Origin of the sequence: Psychrobacter aquimaris (assembly GCF_016107525.1) — a bacterium.
GTDB classification, from domain to species: Bacteria; Pseudomonadota; Gammaproteobacteria; order Pseudomonadales; family Moraxellaceae; genus Psychrobacter; species Psychrobacter aquimaris.
On record NZ_JABASR010000001.1, the window covers coordinates 285130 to 304955 of the forward strand.

At 44.5% G+C, this 19826-nt stretch carries 17 protein-coding genes; 13 read left to right on the forward strand and 4 right to left on the reverse strand.

The window, feature by feature from the left end:
* Nucleotides 1-10 precede the first annotated feature (10 nt).
* Nucleotides 11-1627: a DNA polymerase III subunit epsilon gene (dnaQ, locus tag JFC10_RS01235; RefSeq protein WP_198331293.1), complete on the reverse strand. Its 1617-nt coding sequence runs from the start codon at nt 1625-1627 to the stop codon at nt 11-13.
* Nucleotides 1628-1951: 324 nt separating this feature from the next.
* Here dnaQ and JFC10_RS01240 point away from each other — a divergent pair, with 324 nt between their 5' ends.
* Nucleotides 1952-2506: a hypothetical protein gene (locus JFC10_RS01240; protein WP_227698004.1), complete on the forward strand. Its 555-nt coding sequence runs from the start codon at nt 1952-1954 to the stop codon at nt 2504-2506.
* Between the two features lie 92 nt (nt 2507-2598).
* A complete protein-coding gene (locus JFC10_RS01245; RefSeq protein WP_198331294.1) occupies nt 2599-2904 on the forward strand; it encodes a hypothetical protein in 306 nt (101 codons plus the stop codon).
* A 107-nt stretch (nt 2905-3011) separates the two neighbouring features.
* On the opposite strand, the gene JFC10_RS01250 is transcribed toward JFC10_RS01245, so the two are convergent.
* Nucleotides 3012-3422, reverse strand: coding sequence for a YkvA family protein (locus tag JFC10_RS01250; protein ID WP_198331295.1), 411 nt, complete (start codon nt 3420-3422; stop codon nt 3012-3014).
* 302 nt (nt 3423-3724) lie between these two features.
* Between JFC10_RS01250 and JFC10_RS01255 the strand changes: the two genes are divergently transcribed.
* Nucleotides 3725-4945, forward strand: a complete 1221-nt coding sequence (locus tag JFC10_RS01255) for an LD-carboxypeptidase (RefSeq protein WP_198331450.1) — start codon at nt 3725-3727, stop codon at nt 4943-4945.
* Nucleotides 4946-4981: 36 nt separating this feature from the next.
* On the opposite strand, the gene JFC10_RS01260 is transcribed toward JFC10_RS01255, so the two are convergent.
* A complete protein-coding gene (locus JFC10_RS01260) occupies nt 4982-5980 on the reverse strand; it encodes a GlxA family transcriptional regulator (protein ID WP_198331296.1) in 999 nt (332 codons plus the stop codon).
* 273 nt (nt 5981-6253) lie between these two features.
* Here JFC10_RS01260 and JFC10_RS01265 point away from each other — a divergent pair, with 273 nt between their 5' ends.
* From JFC10_RS01265 to arfB, 6 genes are all read left to right on the forward strand, one after another.
* Nucleotides 6254-8059 carry an acyl-CoA dehydrogenase gene (locus tag JFC10_RS01265; protein ID WP_198331297.1) on the forward strand — a complete coding sequence of 602 codons (1806 nt, stop codon included), beginning with the start codon at nt 6254-6256 and terminating at the stop codon, nt 8057-8059.
* A gap of 22 nt (nt 8060-8081) precedes the next feature.
* Complete coding sequence (locus JFC10_RS01270; RefSeq protein ID WP_198331298.1) at nt 8082-9089, forward strand: NADP-dependent oxidoreductase; 1008 nt, start codon at nt 8082-8084, stop codon at nt 9087-9089.
* Between the two features lie 3 nt (nt 9090-9092).
* Nucleotides 9093-9875, forward strand: coding sequence for an SDR family NAD(P)-dependent oxidoreductase (locus JFC10_RS01275; RefSeq protein WP_198331299.1), 783 nt, complete (start codon nt 9093-9095; stop codon nt 9873-9875).
* Nucleotides 9876-9926: 51 nt separating this feature from the next.
* Entirely contained in the window at nt 9927-10688 is a 762-nt protein-coding gene (locus tag JFC10_RS01280) for an SDR family oxidoreductase (RefSeq protein WP_198331300.1), read from the forward strand.
* A gap of 219 nt (nt 10689-10907) precedes the next feature.
* Nucleotides 10908-11762: an HpcH/HpaI aldolase/citrate lyase family protein gene (locus tag JFC10_RS01285; protein WP_227685877.1), complete on the forward strand. Its 855-nt coding sequence runs from the start codon at nt 10908-10910 to the stop codon at nt 11760-11762.
* Between the two features lie 58 nt (nt 11763-11820).
* Nucleotides 11821-12234, forward strand: coding sequence for an alternative ribosome rescue aminoacyl-tRNA hydrolase ArfB (gene arfB, locus JFC10_RS01290; protein ID WP_198331301.1), 414 nt, complete (start codon nt 11821-11823; stop codon nt 12232-12234).
* A 103-nt stretch (nt 12235-12337) separates the two neighbouring features.
* On the opposite strand, the gene JFC10_RS01295 is transcribed toward arfB, so the two are convergent.
* Nucleotides 12338-13537 carry a sugar transporter gene (locus tag JFC10_RS01295; protein WP_198331302.1) on the reverse strand — a complete coding sequence of 400 codons (1200 nt, stop codon included), beginning with the start codon at nt 13535-13537 and terminating at the stop codon, nt 12338-12340.
* 428 nt (nt 13538-13965) lie between these two features.
* Here JFC10_RS01295 and JFC10_RS01300 point away from each other — a divergent pair, with 428 nt between their 5' ends.
* The 4 genes from JFC10_RS01300 (at nt 13966) to amaB (ending at nt 19718) form a co-directional block, all read left to right on the forward strand.
* Nucleotides 13966-14931: a LysR substrate-binding domain-containing protein gene (locus JFC10_RS01300; RefSeq protein ID WP_198331303.1), complete on the forward strand. Its 966-nt coding sequence runs from the start codon at nt 13966-13968 to the stop codon at nt 14929-14931.
* Between the two features lie 279 nt (nt 14932-15210).
* The gene (locus tag JFC10_RS01305) at nt 15211-16482 is read left to right on the forward strand and encodes a 2-aminoadipate transaminase (protein WP_198331304.1); all 1272 of its coding nucleotides are present in this window, start codon (nt 15211-15213) and stop codon (nt 16480-16482) included.
* Nucleotides 16483-16657: 175 nt separating this feature from the next.
* Entirely contained in the window at nt 16658-18058 is a 1401-nt protein-coding gene (gene hglS / locus JFC10_RS01310) for a 2-oxoadipate dioxygenase/decarboxylase HglS (RefSeq protein ID WP_227698005.1), read from the forward strand.
* A gap of 169 nt (nt 18059-18227) precedes the next feature.
* A complete protein-coding gene (amaB, locus tag JFC10_RS01315) occupies nt 18228-19718 on the forward strand; it encodes an L-piperidine-6-carboxylate dehydrogenase (protein WP_198331306.1) in 1491 nt (496 codons plus the stop codon).
* Nucleotides 19719-19826 lie beyond the last annotated feature (108 nt).

Consider the following 19826-nt stretch of genomic DNA (forward strand, 5'->3'; position numbering starts at 1 on the left):
TAAATGGCGACTACATATTGGCTTTTAGCTCAGGATATGCTTCTGCGAGCGAGGCATACCATGTTTGATTGGTATTTTCATCTATAGATGACTCTAGCAATAAAGACGCTAAGTTGGCAAAGCTGGCATGGGCTGTCTGTCCACCGTCTGTTTGCGTATCTTCTTCGATGGCAAGTGTCACTTGCCCGCCAGTCATTGCCAGATAAACTTCGGCTAAAATCTCTGAATCAAGTAAGGCCCCGTGAAAAGTACGGTCTTGCTTGCCCACATCTAGGCGACGTACTAAAGCATCTAGGGTGTTTTTTTGCCCAGGGTACTGCTGCTTTGCCATGACCAGCGAGTCCGTCACTTGTACGCGCTCAGCAAAGTCATTCATACCAACTTTGGCAAACTCCATATTTAAGAAGTTCATATCAAAGGTGGCGTTGTGAGCGATGATTTCTGCGCCGTCCATAAAATCATAGAGCGACTGAGCGACTTGATCAAAGGTTGGCTTGTCGGTCAAAAACGCCTCAGAAATACCATGAATGCGAATGACCTCGTCATCCATACCTCGCTGTGGGTTGATATAAACGTGGAGTTTTTCGCCCGTAAATTTACGCCCGACCATCTCTACGATACCGACTTCGATAATACGATCGCCTTTTAGCGGATCAAGACCTGTGGTTTCAGTATCCATAATGAGCTGGCGATCAGACTCATGCCGATGGATAGGTTTGGGCAGCAGCGGTATGAAATGCGGATTGGCACGGCTGGTGTCGCCGTCGAATTTTGGTGTATCGGCTTCTTCTATGCCAGTAACGGTAGCGGGCACATGGTCATTTATCGTTGCTTCAGTCATGGACGTTTGGGCTTCTGGCATCTCTATTTTACTCATTAGTTTGCTAGCATTATGCTGATAGCGATCGGCTTCTATTACAGCCTCTTTATTCATCATGTCATCTGCTAAGTTTGTATCGTTATCACTGTCTATGACATCTTCGTCAAGCTCATCATCTGTCATATCCAGACCCAGTGGGTCGAAACTTAGCCAATCATCGTGAGAAGCATTTTGAGCTGTATTAGGCATTATTTGCCCTTTTTTTTTAGCTGTGTCTTGCGATTCTATGGTCGATAATTCTTCACTGCTGGACGTCACGCCCAAGTTTGCCAGCTCGTCCGCTTTTTCATTGCCCGCATGTCCTGCGTGACCTTTTACCCAATGCCAATCAACATCGCGCTGCTGGCATAGCTTATCTAATTGTTGCCAAAGGTCTTGATTGGCGACGGGTTTCTTACTTGCCGTTTTCCAGCCTCTTTTTTTCCAACCCTCTATCCATTCGGTAATGCCTTTTTTGACATAGCTTGAGTCTGTCCAAATTTCAAGTTTTTGCTCATGCGGACTATGAGTAAGTGCTTGTATCGCACCCATCAATTCCATGCGATTATTGGTCGTCTCTTTATCACCGCCGTACAAATCTTGTGTACGGCCATCGCTAAAAATGAGATGTGCGCCCCAGCCACCAGCGCCCGGATTGCCTTTACAGGCACCATCTGTATAGGCCACGGTGGTGTTTGATTTGGCGGCCAACGGATTCATCGCGTTATTGGTGGTGAATTGCTGCGCTGAGGTGCGATTGTCTGACATAAAAAATTATTGACCTGAACATTGATAAACTTAAGGAGAGTTAGAGAGATTTTGCTAGCGTTGTTTTTTACACTGGCTCTCCCTTTATATTTTGAGAATGAGTATAACAAATCTATCGTTGATGTGGGCAATCGTAATGCACAAAGTCGCAAAAGCACAGATCATAATAGTAACCCTGCCATTTTCTGTTAAAATAAGCTAGGTTGTGATAAAGCATCTATTTATATGGCGAAAATCTCTGTTCGCTTACTCAATCATCAGTGCCTATTTGTGAATAATCAACTTGTGAGTATTCAATACGCTCGAATGCAGGATAACCCTATTATGTCCTTACGCTCAAACGTTTTTTATAAAAAATTGACTCCTTTTATGGTTGCTATAACGGCGAGTAGTGCGCTGTTTTTGAGTGCTTGTAATGATAGCAATACTCAAGCCGATACCAACAAGGTTGAGACGGCAGCAGATTTATCAATCTTTGAGGGTTGCTATACTGTCAGCCATGATGAGCCTGCTCAAATAAAAGTCAGTCAAAAAGATGGTGCATGGGTCATGCAAATGAAAGAGCCAGCAAGTGCCAAACGTGTTTGGGATGACCCTGAGCCGCTAGAAGTGATTGAAAATAGCGAGATACCGCAGTTTTTCTCTATTGACCCTGACAATGTTGATGCGGTTATCGGTCGTCCGGATAGAGTATTGGTACTGGCGCATGTTAAGCCTGTCTATGCCAATATCGATCCATTATTAGACAGTGAATATTTATCTTATATTTATCGCGGTGCCAATACCATCTATCGTGTTGAGTGTGATGATGTTAATACCGATATTTTAGCCAATCCACATGCCAATATTATTATCGACAATGTTAATGAGAGCATTTAGATAAGCATGGGTCATAAATATCATTTATGATCGATAGTATTTTTCTAAACAGTATTTTGCCATAAACAGACATGCCATTAGAGTTAAGCAATATGAATTTTTTTAGTTATGTGGTATTGGGCGGATTTTCTTATGCAGCAGGCTGGGCCGTCAGAACCTATGTACTGGATAAGAAGCCTGAACCTGAGCAGCCTTATAATCTTAAGCATCCCGCCATCTTAGCTTACTTGGGTGGTTTCTTTATTATCATGCTGATTGTCTCGTGGCTGATTGGGCGTTATTTACTCGGACATGCTGCTATCGATTTGCCTTTTATTATCATCAATAGCATCGTTGCAACCTTTGTTTATTCGTTCGGTCTCAATCCAGAAAAAGCGCGTTATGATGTTCCAGATTAACGCACGTAGATAGTTGCTATTAGTGAATAAAAAAGCCACGGCTGATACATTGATTATCAGTCGTGGCTTTTTAGAATGATCATTTCAGTATGATAGCTTGCACAAGATTACGTGTTTTTCTTCAAGTTAGTAGCAGTTTTAGCAGATGCTTGTCTTTTCTTCCAAGTTTGATATTTTTGTAAATCCTTTTCGACCAACTTCAAGCAAAAGGTTAGTACTAGTGCATCGTCAATATGACCGATAAAGGGAATGAAGTCGGGAATGATATCAATCGGGTTGAGAGTATAAAGCAGTCCAACCACGCCCGCTGAAATGGTCTTGTAGGGAATATCGCGATAGTTTCCTTGATAATAATCTTTAATCAAGCTCATGAATAGCATCAAATCTTTGGCAAAACGCTCAAGATGGCTGCTATCTTTTAGCTTTTCTTGCAGTTTTTCTTCTTCGTTGATGAGGTACTCTAAATCGGTGTCCAATATGTCATCTTTTTTCTGTTTATCAGTCGTTTTCTCAGCCATTATTATTATCCTTATTTAACCGAAATCGGTATTCTCATACTACAACAAAGTCGTGGGATGTGCCAATACGGCTAGGTTTTTGCTATGTACCATAGCGAAAAATTAAATATAGGCAAGGGTTGGGCAACTATCATAGCCAAAAAAACGTCTACAATATGCTGCTGTGATGTTTAAGCAAGCAGATTGCAAAGATAAAGATGGGTTAAAAATATATCAAAATAAAAACGATAAGGTGGCAGCGAGAGATGGTTTCCAAGAATCAGTTATTAACAGATGATAAAAATAAAAATGGTCATACAGCGATGGAAATGGCAGCTGGCTTGAATCGTCGCCAGTTTTTACGTCGAGTAGGTCTCAGCGCAGGGGCAGGGTTATTAATAACCCAAAATATGACTCAGTCGCTGGCCTCCGATGTCATTGATAAAAATAATAGTACGCAACTTACCAAAGATGATCTGCCGACTGCGTTGTTGGGTGAGCGCTCATCATCACAAACGCTCCCAACACAGACAAGTTGTATCACGCCAACGATTGAGACGCGGCTTTTTGCCAGTTCCAATGTCGGTGGTAGCAACGAGCGCAATCAATTAGCATTGGGTCGCATGGCTTGTGCTGGTTTTAAAGTCGATAATCCTACGGTTACCACGCGGCAGTATTTGCGTTTTGCAGGTACTGATTCGCAGCGAGCCAGTGATTTACAAAACCTCGCTACTGGTGCGATAACGGCACCAAAACTGCTATTAGGCGTGCGCGGTGGCTATGGCGCTATGCGTATATTACCCATGGTTGACTGGACAACGCTAGGACGGATTATGAAGGAGCGCGGCACGATACTCGCAGGGTTCAGTGATGTGACCGCTATTCAATGTGCGCTACTGGCGAAAGGAGCGATGAGCTCACTCGCAGCACCGATGCTTTATAGCGAGTTTGGCAAAACAGCACCCGATCAAGTCAGTTGTCGGCAATTTGCTGAGGCCTTGAGCAATCCTAACCTAACTATCACCATACGAGATGCAGCTTTAACCAGTCAGCAACTGCCTACCATACTGACAACGGGTGAACCCAAAGTATTAACTGGTACTATTTGGGGCGGTAACTTAAGCGTCGTATCGGCGCTGGCAGGCAGTGAGTACTTACCACGTATTGATGGCGGTATTGTGTTTTTAGAAGATGTGGGCGAGCAAACGTATCGCATTGAGCGCATGCTGTATGACTTGTATCTGGCAGGTGTGTTCAAAGATCAACAAGCAATTGTGTTTGGCGCGTTGTCCAGTACAGGCGAAGATAGCTACGACAAGCGTTATGATGTCGCCACGGTGATTCATCAATTGCATAAGCTGACAGGGCTACCGATTTATAGTGGCATGCGTTTCGGTCATATTGGCAAAAAACATAGCTTCCCGCTTGGGGCGACTTGTCAGCTGATTCCTAATATAGTGGGCGGTTATCAGTTGGCATTTACCGATTATCCAACCATTAAGGCGGATGCCATTCATGTAGAAGGTTTATGGCAGACTGTTTAAATCCTCAGTATCAATAAACATTAGACACGACCAATCCTAAATCGCCAGCCGCGAAAACTTGTCTTGATACTCTTTGGGTGTAAGCTCTGTCGCACGTTTGAACAATCGTGTGAACGAAGAGATGTCATCATAACCGACTTGATCGGCAAGCGATTTGATGGTCACATCGCCCAACTCGAGCAAGCGCTTGGCTTGTTCAATTCTGACGGCCTGAATATACTCAACTGGTCGCATCGCCACACTGGCTTGAAAGCGTCTATTTAAGGTGCGTGGGGTAATATTTACCATGGCAGCCAGACTGCTGACTTGTATTGGCTGCTGGAAGTTTTGCTCAATGAATTCTTGGACTTGTTTGACCAACTGATCGGAATGCGGCTTGTGCAAAGTCACGTTGGTATAGCTATTCTGATTGCCTCGCTTGCTGTCAATAATCTGAGTTTTTGCTACTTGTGTAGAAATCTCCCGCCCACAGTAGCGCTCTATCAATAACAACCCTAAGTCATAAAAGGCACTGCCACCTGCTGCACAAAATATGTTATCCGATTGGGTAACAAATTGATTTTCTTGTAAGTCCACCAGTGGAAAGTCTGCCTTAAATTTATTGGCATAGCCCCAATGGGTCGTGGCTATTTTATTGTCTAATAATCCTGCTTCCGCCAAGAAAAAAGCCCCGCTACAGTTACTCGCAATATCAGCGTTGGTATCCGCCAGACGCTTCAGATGCGGTAGTAGCTCACTATTTTGCCTGAGCACCTTATCAATGGAATCGCCAATGGTTGGCACCAGCAACAAGTCGCACTCCATGACGTCTCGGATATCACAATGGGCATGAACCATTAAGCGATTGCTACATCTGATAGCACCGCCACCCAAGCTTGCGATCTGTACCTTAAATCTAGGCTCTACATCTTCATCTAAAAATCGCTGCCAGCTAACCCCTGTGAAAGAAAATAGGTCCAATGCACCAGCGAGCACGCTACCGAGCACACCATCGAAGCCAAGAATGATCACTTTAAACGGTTTGAAATAAGGCATAACTCTCTCGTATCTTTAGGTGCGCTTGTTAAAAATAGGGTGTTCTTAATGAATTTTTCTTAAATTTTTGTCTCATTTGACCATGATTATGTCATAAATGACAATACGGGAAGGTGCTAAATTAGATTAATATCAATTGATAAGTATTTATGACCTTTGTTTTGCCTTACTCAACGATGCAGTAAATAGAAGAGATAAAGTCATTACAGGTGGCAGTAAGATAAACGGATTTTCATGACTTACGATATTTGAACTTTACTAAAAGAGACGATTATGGCAGCAGATACCCTTATCAACGACTTTGAATTACCGTTCCAGCTATACGATGTATTGGGAACAGAAACCCTCACTGAGCATTCGAAATTTTCAGAGCACAGCCGTGAGACCTTTGATGCGGTATTAGATACGGCAAACAAGATCGCGACGGATTTATTTCTACCGCATAATCACTTGGCAGACAAGAACGAACCGCAGTTCGATGGTAAAAAAGTCAGCATGATAAGCGATGTAAAAGTCGCTTTTGACGCGTTTCGTGAGTCGGGGTTTATCGCTGGTCGTTACAGTTTCGAAGACGGCGGCATGCAACTGCCCGAAACGGTTATGACAGCCGTGGCAGGCTATTTTATGGCAGCCAACCCATCAACGACGGCCTATCCATTTTTGACGACAGCAGCAATCAACGTCATTTCGCATTTTGCCAGTGAGGATATCAAAGCCGCCTTTATGCCACGTATGCTGACAGGCGAGTTTACCGGAACCATGGCACTGACAGAACCACATGCAGGCTCATCACTTGCCGATATCAAAACCACCGCGGTCAAACAAGACGACGGCTCGTATCGTGTCAAAGGTAGTAAGATTTATATCTCAGCAGGCGACCACGAGCTGTCTGACAATATTGTCCATTTGGTATTGGCTAAAATCCCAGGTGGTCCTGGTGGCGTCAAAGGGATTTCTTTATTTGCCGTACCTAAGTATCGACTCAACGATGATTCATCGATTGGCGAGCGCAATGACGTGCATCTGACGGGTCTGATTCACAAACTTGGTTATAGAGGGGCTACCTCGACGGCATTGAGCTTCGGTGATGAAGGCGAATGCCATGGTTATCTGATCGGTGACGAGCATTTTGGTCTGCGTTACATGTTCAAGATGATGAACGAGGCACGTATTGCGGTTGGTTTTGGGGCAGCGATGATTGGCTATCGCGGTTATCAGTATTCGCTCGATTACGCCAAAGACAGAACGCAAGGTCGGATCGCACCGAACAACAAACCTGAAGACGATGCGACTGCCATTATCCAGCATGGTGACGTAAAGCGTATGCTATTGGCACAAAAAGCCTATTCTGAGGGCGGTATCTCCCTGTGCTTATACGGCTCAAACCTAATCGACCGGATCAACACCTGTGAAGACGAAACACTAAAAAACGAGCTGACAGAACTATTAGATCTTCTCACACCAGTACTAAAAGCATGGCCGTCTGAATATGGGCCAAAAGCCAATGATTTGGGTATTCAAGTATTGGGCGGTGCGGGTTATACGCGTGAATATCATGCCGAACAGTTTTGGCGCGACAATCGTCTCAATCCTATCCATGAAGGCACAAATGGCGTACAGGCGTTAGATTTGTCATTCCGAAAGTTGTGGCAAAAAGGTGGTCTTGGTATTCAGATTCTAAAACGTGAAATCACGCAAGATTTAGAAAATATCACTACGCCTGAGACTGCTGCACTCGCGGGTAAGCTCACGCCTTATATGGGTCATTTGCATGAAGTATTGGTGCATTTGAGCAAAGTGTTGCAGACAGAAGAGGCCATTACGCTCACAGGTAACGCCCAAGCGCTGATGAATATTTTTGCCTCAATCGTGCTGAGCTGGATTTGGATTCGTCAGGCAAGCAAAGCCGAACAACTACTAAGTACAACGCAAGATGTGGAGCAGCAGAATTTCTACAAAGGTAAGATACAAGCGGCCAAATATTTCATTGATTGGGAACTACCGTTGATCAACCGTGATATAGCAATTTTAACTAACACCAATGCTGTTTGTACTGATATGCAAGCGGACTGGTTTTAAGAAAAACTCTAAGGAAAGAGTAATGACAACAATAAATAAACAGTGGCGACTAAAAGCAAGACCAGTCGGCGAACCGAGCGCTGAAACTTGGGATTATACCGAGACAGAATTACCGGCCATCACCGATGGTCAGTTGCTGATTAGAGTTGATTATATCTCTATTGATCCAGCGATGCGTGGTTGGCTAAACGATGCCAAATCTTATATCGCACCGGTACAAATTGGTGACGTCATGCGCGCCGGTACGGTTGGCGAAGTGATTGAAAGTAAGCATGAGAAATTTGTCGTTGGTGACTATGTCGCAGGTCACGATGGCGTGCAGTCATATGCGGTCAGTGATGGCACAGGATTGCACAAAGTCGATCCAAATCTTGCACCGCTACCTTACTATTTGGGTGTCTTGGGTATGCCGGGTATGACAGGCTATTTTGGTCTATTAAAAACAGGTCAGCCAAAAGCAGGCGAGACTGTCGTGGTATCAGGTGCTGCGGGTGCCGTTGGTAGCTTGGTCGGTCAGATTGCCAAAATCAAAGGCTGCCGCGTCGTTGGTATCGCAGGCGGTGCTGAGAAATGTAAATTCTTGGTTGATGAGCTTGGGTTTGATGCGACGATTGATTACAAAAACGAAGACGTAAAAAAAGCACTCAAGAAAACCTGTCCAAACGGAGTCGATGTCTATTTCGATAACGTTGGCGGTGATATTTTAAATGATGTGCTTACTCAGATTAATCTGCGTGCGCGTATCGTGATTTGCGGGGCTATTAGTCAGTATAACAACACGACAGCAGTAAAAGGCCCATCGAACTATCTATCGCTATTGGTCAATCGTGCTCGTATGGAAGGCATTGTAGTGTTTGATAACATCAAAGAATATCCAATCGCGATGAAAGAGATTGCTGGCTGGATCCAGTCAGGTGATATCAAAGTGAAAGATCATATCGTTGAGGGTATCGAGACGTTCCCTGAGACGCTTATGATGCTCTTTAACGGTGAAAACTTCGGCAAACTAGTACTTAAGGTAGAGGGATAAATCATGACACTGAATACAAACGGAATTGCATCAGATGTAACGGGTAAGCGTATTTTGATAACTGGTGGCGCATCAGGTATTGGTGCCGCAAGCGCACTGCTATTGGCCAGTCGCGGCGCGAAAGTCGTCATCGGTGATATGGCAGAAGAAATGGGTGAATCTGTTGCCCAGCAAGGTCAAGAGGCAGGCAACAGCATCACCTTCAGAAAAGTAGATGTGACCAGCGGTGATGAAGTGCGTGCATTGTTTGACTTCGCGATGGAGACATTAGGTGGCATAGATGTGGTGGTAAACAACGCAGGTATCGACCATAAACCTTCGCCTATGCATGAGCTAAGTGATGATGACTTTGACCGTAATATCGCCGTGAACTTAAAAGGGGTTTGGCACTGTATGCGTGCTGCTGTCAATTGTATGATACCGAATGGTGGTGGTCATGTGATTAACGTTGCGTCTATCGCAGGTCTACGTTCCGCACCTATGATTTCAGCCTATAGCGCTGCTAAACATGGAGTGATGGGGCTGACCAAATCTGCGGCCCATGAATATGCGCGCGCCAATATCCGTTTCAATGCAGTATGCCCAAGCTTTATTGACACGCCAATGGTGCGTAATACCATGGCAATGATGAATGAACGTGCGCAGCAAGCAACCGTTAAGGCCAGCCCACTGCGCCGTCTGGGAGAGGTGGATGAGGTGTCTGCCGCGATTGCATGGTTAGCTAGCGACGAAAGTAGCTTTATGAATGGTCATGCATTTACCCTGGATGGTGGCATGTTGGCATAAGATTGACTTTTACGCTTACGTATACAGTGTGCAAAAATATAAGGAAATATCATGAAAGATTTATTTGATTTAACCGGTAAGATTGCCCTAGTGACGGGTGCCAGTCGCGGTATTGGTGAGTCTATTGCCCGTTTATTGGCCTCAAGAGGTGCGCATGTGATTGTCTCTAGCCGTAAAATTGATGCTTGCCAAGCAGTAGCAGATAGCATCAAAGCGGACGGTCATAAGGCCAGTGCATTTGCTTGTCATGTGGGAGATATGGAACAAATTGACGCGATTTTTGAGCATATTAAAAGTGAGTTTGGTCAAATTGACATCTTGGTCAATAATGCAGCAGCCAATCCGTATTACGGTCATATTTTAGATACAGACTTAGCCGCCTTTGATAAGACTGTTGAGGTTAATATACGTGGTTACTTCTTTATGTCGACAGCCGCTGGCAAAATGATGAAAGAGCAAGGCGGCGGTGTTATCTTGAATACCGCGTCTGTCAATGGATTAGTGGCAGGCGATAAGCAAGGTATTTATTCAATCACCAAAGCAGCAGTCATTAGCATGACCAAAGCTTTTGCTAAAGAATGTGGTCCACTTAATATCCGTGTGAATGCGCTATTGCCAGGTCTGACGGATACCAAGTTTGCCTCAGCCTTGACGACTAATGATAAGGTCTTGAAAATGGCGCTACACTCGATCCCGCTAGGGCGCGTGGCTGAGCCTGATGAGATGGCAGGTACTGTATTATATCTGGTGTCCGATGCATCAAGCTATACCACAGGTGCGACGATTGTCGTCGATGGTGGTATGCTGGCTTAATCGGTTCATCTATAAAAACAATTTATAGAAAGTGATTCGCAAAATAAGAGTTACTATTGAAAACCGCATGAGATTACGTTTCGTGCGGTTTTTTTGACTTTATTTTTAACGAATTGTATAGCTATTTTTCATACGTTGCCATTGAATGGATTGCTAGTGCGAAGCAAAAATAGGCAGTACCGTGGCATAATAAGTCCAAATAATTAAAAGGAGTGAATCGTGGACTCATTGACTAATCATAAAATAAATAGCATTGCTCACAATAAGACATGGTTATTCGTGCCAGCGACTCGCATCGACAGAGTAGAGAAGGCCTTTGCTAGTGGCGCAGATGCCGTGATCGTAGATTTAGAAGATGCCGTTGCCAAACAAGACAAAGCCAAGGCTCGAGATACGTTAAAAAACTACTACAATGAGCAAAATAAAGCGCAAATTTATCGGCCCATTTGGCTACGTATTAATAAAGCTGGTAGCGAGGAATTTTTTAAAGACATCGTGCTCTGTCAGCAAATGCCTAACTTGGCTGGCGTGTTATTAGCTAAGGCCGAGCAAGTAGCTGATATTGAAAGCGTACATCAGCTTACCAAGCTACCTATCATTGCGCTAATAGAGAGCGCTATTGGATTGTATCAAATTGATGAGATGGCAAAAGCAGTTGGGTTGGTCGCGTTTAGCTATGGGTTTTTGGATCTATGTAACGACTTGCAGGTACAAGTAGGGATGCCAGCAGCGGACATTATCGCCAATCAGATTCGCTATCAGCTTATTTTGACCTCAAAAGTGCATCAATTATCGCCGCCAATCGATACCATTTATCCTGATTTCAATGATGAAGTAGGGCTAGCTAATCGAGTACAGCTGTGGTCACAAATGGGCATATCAGGAATGCTTTGTATTCATCCAAAGCAAGTCGCGATCGTCCAGCAAGCACTACAACCGACCGACAAGGCGCTGTCGTTTGCTCGGCGTGTGGTAGAGGAATACGAGCGGAGTGGGCAGGCTGTATTTAAAATGGATGGTGAAATGGTGGATGCGCCAGTGATTGAGCGAAGCCGTCAACTCTTGGCAAAGTAGCAGACAAATCTATAATGCTTTATCATGAGCCATATCTACTCGTATATAAAAGTACACTATGATTTTTATCAACAACCATATTAGCCTCAATGATAATGAGGTAGAGATCAGCGCCATGCGCGCGCAAGGCGCAGGCGGGCAGAATGTCAATAAAGTATCTTCTGCGATCCATCTACGCTTTAATATTCATGCGTCAAGCCTGAGTGGTGAGTACAAACAGCGATTGCTAGACAGCAAAGACAGCCGTATAACTAAAGAAGGCGTGCTCGTCATCAAAGCACAGCAGTTTCGTACGCAAGAGCGCAATAAAATAGATGCGCTTGAGCGACTGCAAAGCTTTATCACAAAAGCCACTCATGTCAATAAAACCAGACGGCCCACCAAACCTAGCAGAAATGCCAAACGCAAACGAGTGGATCAAAAAACTCAGCGCGGCAAAACCAAAGCCTTACGTGGTAAGGTAGATTTTTAAATAGGCTACTTATTTTCTATTTTTAAATGAAACAAACAGCAAAATGCCAGCCCATCTAAGTGGCTGGCATTTTTTATAGGCTTATTTAATACTAGATTTTTAGCTATCCAAGCCTTTTGCTTAATTCAGGAAAGCGCTTTATCATAAACAGCATCAATATCAGCGCCACACTTGCGATAGCCGCGCCGACATAGCCCACGCTCGATATGGATATATGCGTCACTGCATAACCACCGAACAGCGCACCTGCACCAATGCCTAAATTAATAATACCTGAGAACATCGACATCAGCATGTCTTGCGCCGTGACATCAATCATGATGACCTTGGCTTGCATAGAGATAATCAACAGCATAAGCGCCGCGCCCCACAGTAATGCAATCAAGCTCAGCGCCCAGATAGAGGTGACGGCAAACAGTAACACGAGCATAGAGAGTAGCATCAATATCGTCGATATCAGCATCAATCTGGTATTAAAACGATCACCCCAGCGACTGAATATCACACTGCCCGCAATCCCTGCCACTCCAAACAATAGCAAGATGACAGTTGCGGCGTTTTCACTAATAGCGCCAACCTGCCGCATAAAAGGCTCGATATACGAGTAAGCGGTATAGTGGGCAGTAAAGACCAGTAAAATAAGCAGATACAAACAAACCAATAAAGGGTTTTTGAGCAGTTCTGGAATCTTTCTAAACGAGCCTTCAAACATACTCGGCAGCGTTGGTAATAGCCTTGCTTGTAGGATAAATACGATAAAAGCAATCACACCAATACCGCCAAATGTCGCCCGCCAGCCAAACCATTGACCGACTAAGCGTCCTAACGGCACACCCAATACCATCGCTAATGAAGTACCGGTCGCAAGTACACTAAGTGCCAGTGCTTTTTTGCCTTCCGGTGCTACACGTATCGCAATCGCTGCCGTAATTGACCAAAATATCGCATGCGAAAGCGCAATGCCCACGCGGCTAATCAGCAACACATCAAAGCTCCATGCGAATACTGATAAAACGTGGCTGGCAATAAAAACCACAAACAAGCCCAAGAGCAAGCTTTTACGCTCAAAACGACTGGTGAGCAGCATTAACGGCAATGACATAGCCGCGACAATCCACGCATACAGTGTCAACATCCAGCCAGTCTCAGCCGTAGTGATAGAAAAGTCTTGGGCGATGTCACTTAATAGGGCAACGGGGACAAATTCGGTGGTATTCATAATAAAGGCGCTGACGCCCATCAAAAATACTTGGAAATACTGAGTTCGGCGAGCGTTTGAGCTCACCTCAAGGTTATGTTTCATATGATCCAATACAAATAAAGAAGGCGCTAATAGTAAAAATTAGCTTAAAAATAATTCATTAACTTAAGAATAATGGCGGAAATAGGTCGTAATGATGAAGAGAAGGAGGGCAAGATAGCAAATCAATCGCAGTATGTCAGAGCCTATCATTAGACAGCCGTATTTTATCAGCAATCGATGGTGTTTTTGTAGGAGAGTCTTTAAAACTAACGACTAAATAATGGATTGAATAATTAAATGAATTATCAAATAAATGCTCAAATAAGCCTAATGATGGCATCAGTGCCAGTTACATAGCACTTATAGTGAGAGATCGCTATTTAAGCTTGAATATGGGTATGATGACCCCATCGGCTAGGGATGCTTGATAGCGTAAGTTCAAATATTTATTGATATTTTACTGAGATAGGATAAAAGAAAAACAATCTATGAAAACAGACACCAATAAACCATTAGCTTTTAGAAGATATCCTTCAACAACGGCACTGCAATGTTTTGAGACCGCTGCTCGTCATTTGAGTTTTACCAATGCTGCGCACGAGATGCACATGACCCAAAGCGCCATCAGTAAGCAAGTGGCGCAGTTAGAGGAGATGCTAAACCTGTCTTTGTTTTATCGCACGCCGCATCGGATTTCACTGACCCCTGCTGGTAAAACATATTATCTTGAAGTCTTAGAGATTTTAAAACATATCGAGGTAGCGACCACCAATTTGATGTCGCATAGCAGTAATACTGAGCTGCTAAAAATCGTCTCGCATCCGACATTTTGTGCCCGTTGGTTGATTCCAGCACTCAGTGGCTTTAGTCAAGAATATCCCCTTATTAACTTGGATATTAAAGAGCTGGCGGGGCCGTTTTTTTCTGAAGACCAAAATGTCGATATTGCTTTTTTATATGGCGATGGCATGTGGGGTAACATGGAGGCCGTAAAGTTGTTCGATGAATACTGTGTTGCGGTCTGTCAGCCGCAGTATTTGCAAGATAATACGCTAAGCACTGAGTGTTTGAAAAGTACCGAGTGTTTAAATGACTATGTATTATTGCAAATAAGCTCGCGCCTAAGTGCATGGTATGAGTATTTTAAGCAACAAGATGTTAGCGTCGATGGCACCTTTGTGGGCCCGCGTTTTGAGACCTTCCATGCCTGCATTTCTGCTGCCTTACTTGGCTATGGTATTGCCTTGGTGCCGTTACGTTTGGTGGAACCCGAACTACAATCAGGCGCTTTAGTCATGGCGTGGGATTATGCGGCAAAGGGTCGCGGCAGCTATTATGTGACTTATCCTGTTTCTTCGGGGCAATCGCATAAGGTGAAAGCAGTTTTAGAATGGATTACTGCTTATTTGGCAATCTCAGATGAGCGTGAAAAGGCGTTAGGGTTGGTTTTATAATATCCCTCTATCGTGTTTCTTTATAACTTAAAGCATTTCTCTATAGCATTGGCCTTGTTATTTTTATCTTGCAAAGTGATTTTTTGTGAGAATCTAACAAGCTAAGCAAACCTCAAAAACTGCCTTCATACGCAGTTTTTTTGTTTTTAAAGGATTTGTTTAGAAAATTAATTTACTGGTAATGACAAAAAGGAATGCCACCACAACTATTATTCGTTTGCTGCCTAAGTGATGTTTTGTTGAAATGAGTCTAACTCAAGGAAGAGATAGAGACTTATCATGGACAAGTTTTATAACGTGACGGATGCCTTTACGATGGTGCATCCGCTCACGCTCATCAAAGGCAAAAATGCCAGAGTTTGGGACGACAATAACCACAGCTATATAGATTTTGTTGGCGGTATTGGTGTTTTGAATTTTGGTCACTGCCACCCTCACATCGTTGACGCCATCATTCATCAAACCCAGTCACTGATTCATTATGCTTACAATGCGGCAGCGCATCAGCCGTATCAAACCTTTATGCTTCGATTGTGTGAGTTTGTGCCCATCAGCGGCGAGCTGGCAGGCATGCTCACCAACTGCGGTGCAGAAGCGACCGAAAACGCTATAAAGATAGCCCGCATGAAAACAGGTCGCACGGGTGTCATTGCGTTTGATGGCGGCTTTCACGGACGCACACTGGCTGCCGTCAATCTCAATGGTAAGGTCGGCCCTTATAAGCGCGGCCTTGGTACACTGGCCAGCGGTGTTTATCACATTCCTTTTCCCAGCCCTGATAACAATATCAGCGACGAGCAAGCGATTGACGCGCTACAGCGGTTGTTTATGGTAGAAACCGATATCGACAATATCGGTGCCATTATCATCGAACCCGTACAAGGGGAAGGCGGTTTTCAATTGTTGTCGCCCACCTTTGCGCAATATCTACGCCAGTTTTGTGATGAGCATGGGATGTTACTCATCATGGACGAAATCCAATCCGGCTATGGTCGTACTGGTACGCCGTTTGCTTTTACCCATTTAGGAGTTGAGCCTGATCTTATCTTACTTGGCAAAAGTATCGCAGGCGGCTTGCCCTTAGGTGCGGTCATAGGAAAGGCTAGTGTGGTCAATGGTCTACCTAAAGGCAGCTTGGGTGGTACATATTCGGGCAATCCAGTTGCTTGCGCCGCCGCCAATGCCACGCTTGATATCATGCAAGCTGATGACGTTTGGCAGTCAGCTAAGCATTATGCCCAGACGATTGAGGCGACTATCAGCCAATGGCAGCAAGAAGGTATCTCGCCTTGGTTATTTGGTCTTACCGGTATCGGTGCCATGCGCGGTATTGAGCTGCGTCATCCTGAGCATGATGTGCATCCAAGTGTCATGGCACAAGTATTAGCCAAAGCACGCGAGCGTGGTCTATTGCTTATGCCAAGTGGGCAATATCGCCATATCATTCGCTTATTACCGCCACTCACCATAGAGCCTGACACCCTAAAAGAAGGATTGGATATTCTGAAAGAGGTGCTCCTCGCACTTCCTGATGGATTGCCGGTCGCTTAATGCTTAGAAATGCTTAGGGTTTATAGTGCATCGTCATAACCAAATGCTCGAAATCAAATATTAATTGCTTAAAAATTTATTAACTTTATTAAAAGGATGTTTATTTGTGAAAAATAATAGCGTCAGTCTAGATGAGAATTTTATCTGTAGCGATGATATCCGCCATCATTTTTCTATGGCCATGTCAGCCATGTACCAAAACGAGGTGCCGCTGTACGGCGACTTGATCGATTTGGTCAGTAATGTCAATGCCGAGGTATTAACCATACATCCCGATGTCAAATCACAACTGCTACATACGGGCGAGATTGAGCGTCTAAGTATGGAGCGCCACGGAGCAATCAGGCTAGGTACCGCAGCAGAATTAAGTATGATGCGTCGGCTTTTTGCAGTGATGGGTATGTACCCTGTTGGCTACTACGATTTAGCGTCTGCTGGCGTACCCGTACATTCAACTGCCTTTCGCGCGCTTGACTCGCATTCATTGCATAAAAGCCCTTTTCGCGTATTTACCTCGTTATTGCGTTTAGATTTGATTACTGATGAAATTTTAAAACAAGAAGCCATGGCCACACTGGCGCAGCGTCAGATTTTCACGGCTGGGGCTATTGAACTTATTGAGAATTTTGAGGCGCAAGGTGGTTTGACTACTGAGCAAGCACAGCAGTTTGTGCAAGAAGCGCTAGAGACATTTCGCTGGCATGATAAAACGCCGGTGGCAAAAGCACTCTATCAGCGTCTATTAAATCAGCATCCGCTGGTCGCTGATGTGGTCGGCTTTAAGGGCCCGCATATCAATCATTTAACGCCTCGAACCTTAGATATTGATGCGGTGCAACAAGGAATGCAAGCGAGAGGGATACCATCAAAAGCCATTATCGAAGGGCCACCCCGCAGAGCTTGTCCTATCTTATTAAGACAAACCAGTTTTAAAGCGCTACAAGAAGCGGTTGGTTTTAAAGTTGCCGATACTTCAGATGGTGCCAAAGAGGACTATGAGCAAGGGCATCATACCGCTCGCTTTGGAGAGATTGAACAACGCGGTGTGGCGTTAACGCAAAAGGGCAGGGTGCTTTATGATGAATTGCTGAGCGAAGCTCGCAGCCAGCTTGGTGCTACCCCAAATGAGGACAACACGGCTCAATACAATCAAATTTTAGCCGAGGTATTTACGACTTTTCCTGATGATTATCAAACTCTACACGATGAGGGGCTGGCGTATTTTTATTATCAGCTGACGGATGGCACCCTTGATTCTGAAGACGGTCAAGCGTTGTTGGCCGCCACCTTAACCCGTGATGATTTAAATGAAGTGCCTAATGCCAAGCTGATAGCTCTGATTCATGACGAAGTACTTCGCATTGAACCGATTGTTTATGAGGATTTCTTGCCTGTCAGCGCTGCCGGTATCTTTCAATCGAATCTGCAAGAGGCACAGCCAAGTCACTATGACGGTCGCTCAAGCCAACAAGAGTTTGAACGTGATTTAGGCACTGCTATTTATGATGAGATGGCATTGTATGAAGCGATGCAGATGCAAAGCCTTGAGCACTGCTTGTCTACCTCCAATATTTAGTAAAGTTAAGCTGTAGATAGCCAGATGATAGCTGACCTATTGCCACATCATTCCAAAAAGGAATGACTGCAAGAAATTTATTATTTTGCAACTTAGTAGGTAGCAAGGTAGTTTTATAAGTCAGTCAAGGATGTAATAAACCACTATACCAATATACAAGGGATTGATTATGATTAAGCAATATATGTCTGCGATGGGCGTAGAAGAAGCACACTATCAAAATGGCGACTTTGACGTCACCACCCCAATTGATGGTTCAGTCATCGGTAAAGTGACATTAGATAAAGTCGCCGACGTCGATACTAAAATCCAAAATGCCAAAAAAGCCTTTCAAGAATGGCGTGTCGTGCCTGCTCCCAAACGTGGTGAGTTGATTCGTCTGTTGGGTGAAGTGCTGCGTGAGCATAAAGAAGATCTAGGTATCTTAGTATCGCTAGAAGCCGGAAAAATCAAACAAGAAGGCCTTGGCGAAGTACAAGAAATGATTGATATATGTGATTTCGCCGTGGGCGTATCGCGTCAGCTTTATGGTCTAACCATCGCCTCAGAACGTCCAGGTCACCACATGCGTGAGACATGGCATCCACTCGGCGTCATCGGCGTTATCTCTGCTTTTAACTTCCCTGTCGCCGTTTGGTCTTGGAATACAGCGCTGGCCATCGTTTGTGGCAACCCTGTCATCTGGAAACCTTCAGAAAAAACCCCACTTGTCGCCTTAGCTTGCCAAGCGTTATTTGAAAAAGCCTTGGCAAAGTTTGGCGATGCACCAGCACATTTATCTCAAATCCTATTGGGCGAAACCGATGTCGGTAATGCCTTGGTTGAAAACAAAGACATCGCCTTGGTCAGTGCTACGGGTAGCACTCGCATGGGCCGAGAAGTAGGGCCTAAAGTCGCTGAGCGCTTTGGCAAATGTTTGCTTGAGCTTGGTGGTAATAACGCCATGATTTTGGCACCCACGGCAGATTTGGATTTAGCGCTACGCGGCATTATATTCTCAGCGGTTGGCACAGCGGGTCAGCGTTGCACGACCTTACGCCGTCTATTTGTCCACGAATCTATCAAAGATGATATCTTGCCACGGATAAAATCAGCTTACGAGACCGTCAGTATTGGTCATCCACTTGAAGGCAATTTGGTCGGCCCACTGATTGATGAAGACAGTTTTAATAATATGCAAGCCGCGTTAAAAAAGGCTCGCGAAGCGGGCGGTACAGTGACAGGCGGCGAGCGTGTATTAGTAGATAAATACCCTGATGCCTATTATGTCACGCCTGCCATTGTCGAGTTTGATGAGCAAAATGATGTGGCTAGAAGTGAGACTTTTGCGCCGATTTTATATGTCATGACCTATAAAGACTTTGATGAGGCAATCGAGATGCAAAACGATGTACCACAAGGATTATCATCATGTATCTTTACCAATGACTTGCGTGAAGCGGAAACTTTCCTCAGTGACCGCGGCAGTGACTGCGGTATTGCTAACGTTAACATCGGCACCAGTGGCGCTGAAATTGGCGGTGCATTTGGTGGCGAAAAAGAAACAGGCGGCGGACGTGAGTCAGGGTCAGATGCATGGAAGGCTTATATGCGTCGGCAAACCAATACCATCAACTATTCAACAGAGCTGCCACTTGCCCAAGGTATTAGCTTTGGTTAATGCCGATTTGCTTGAGCAGTTAGCGTTTTAGCTTTTGATTTATTTTGTAGCTTCTATTTTGTAGTTTCTGTATAGATTTACTGAATGCAAATTGTTTTACATAAATTG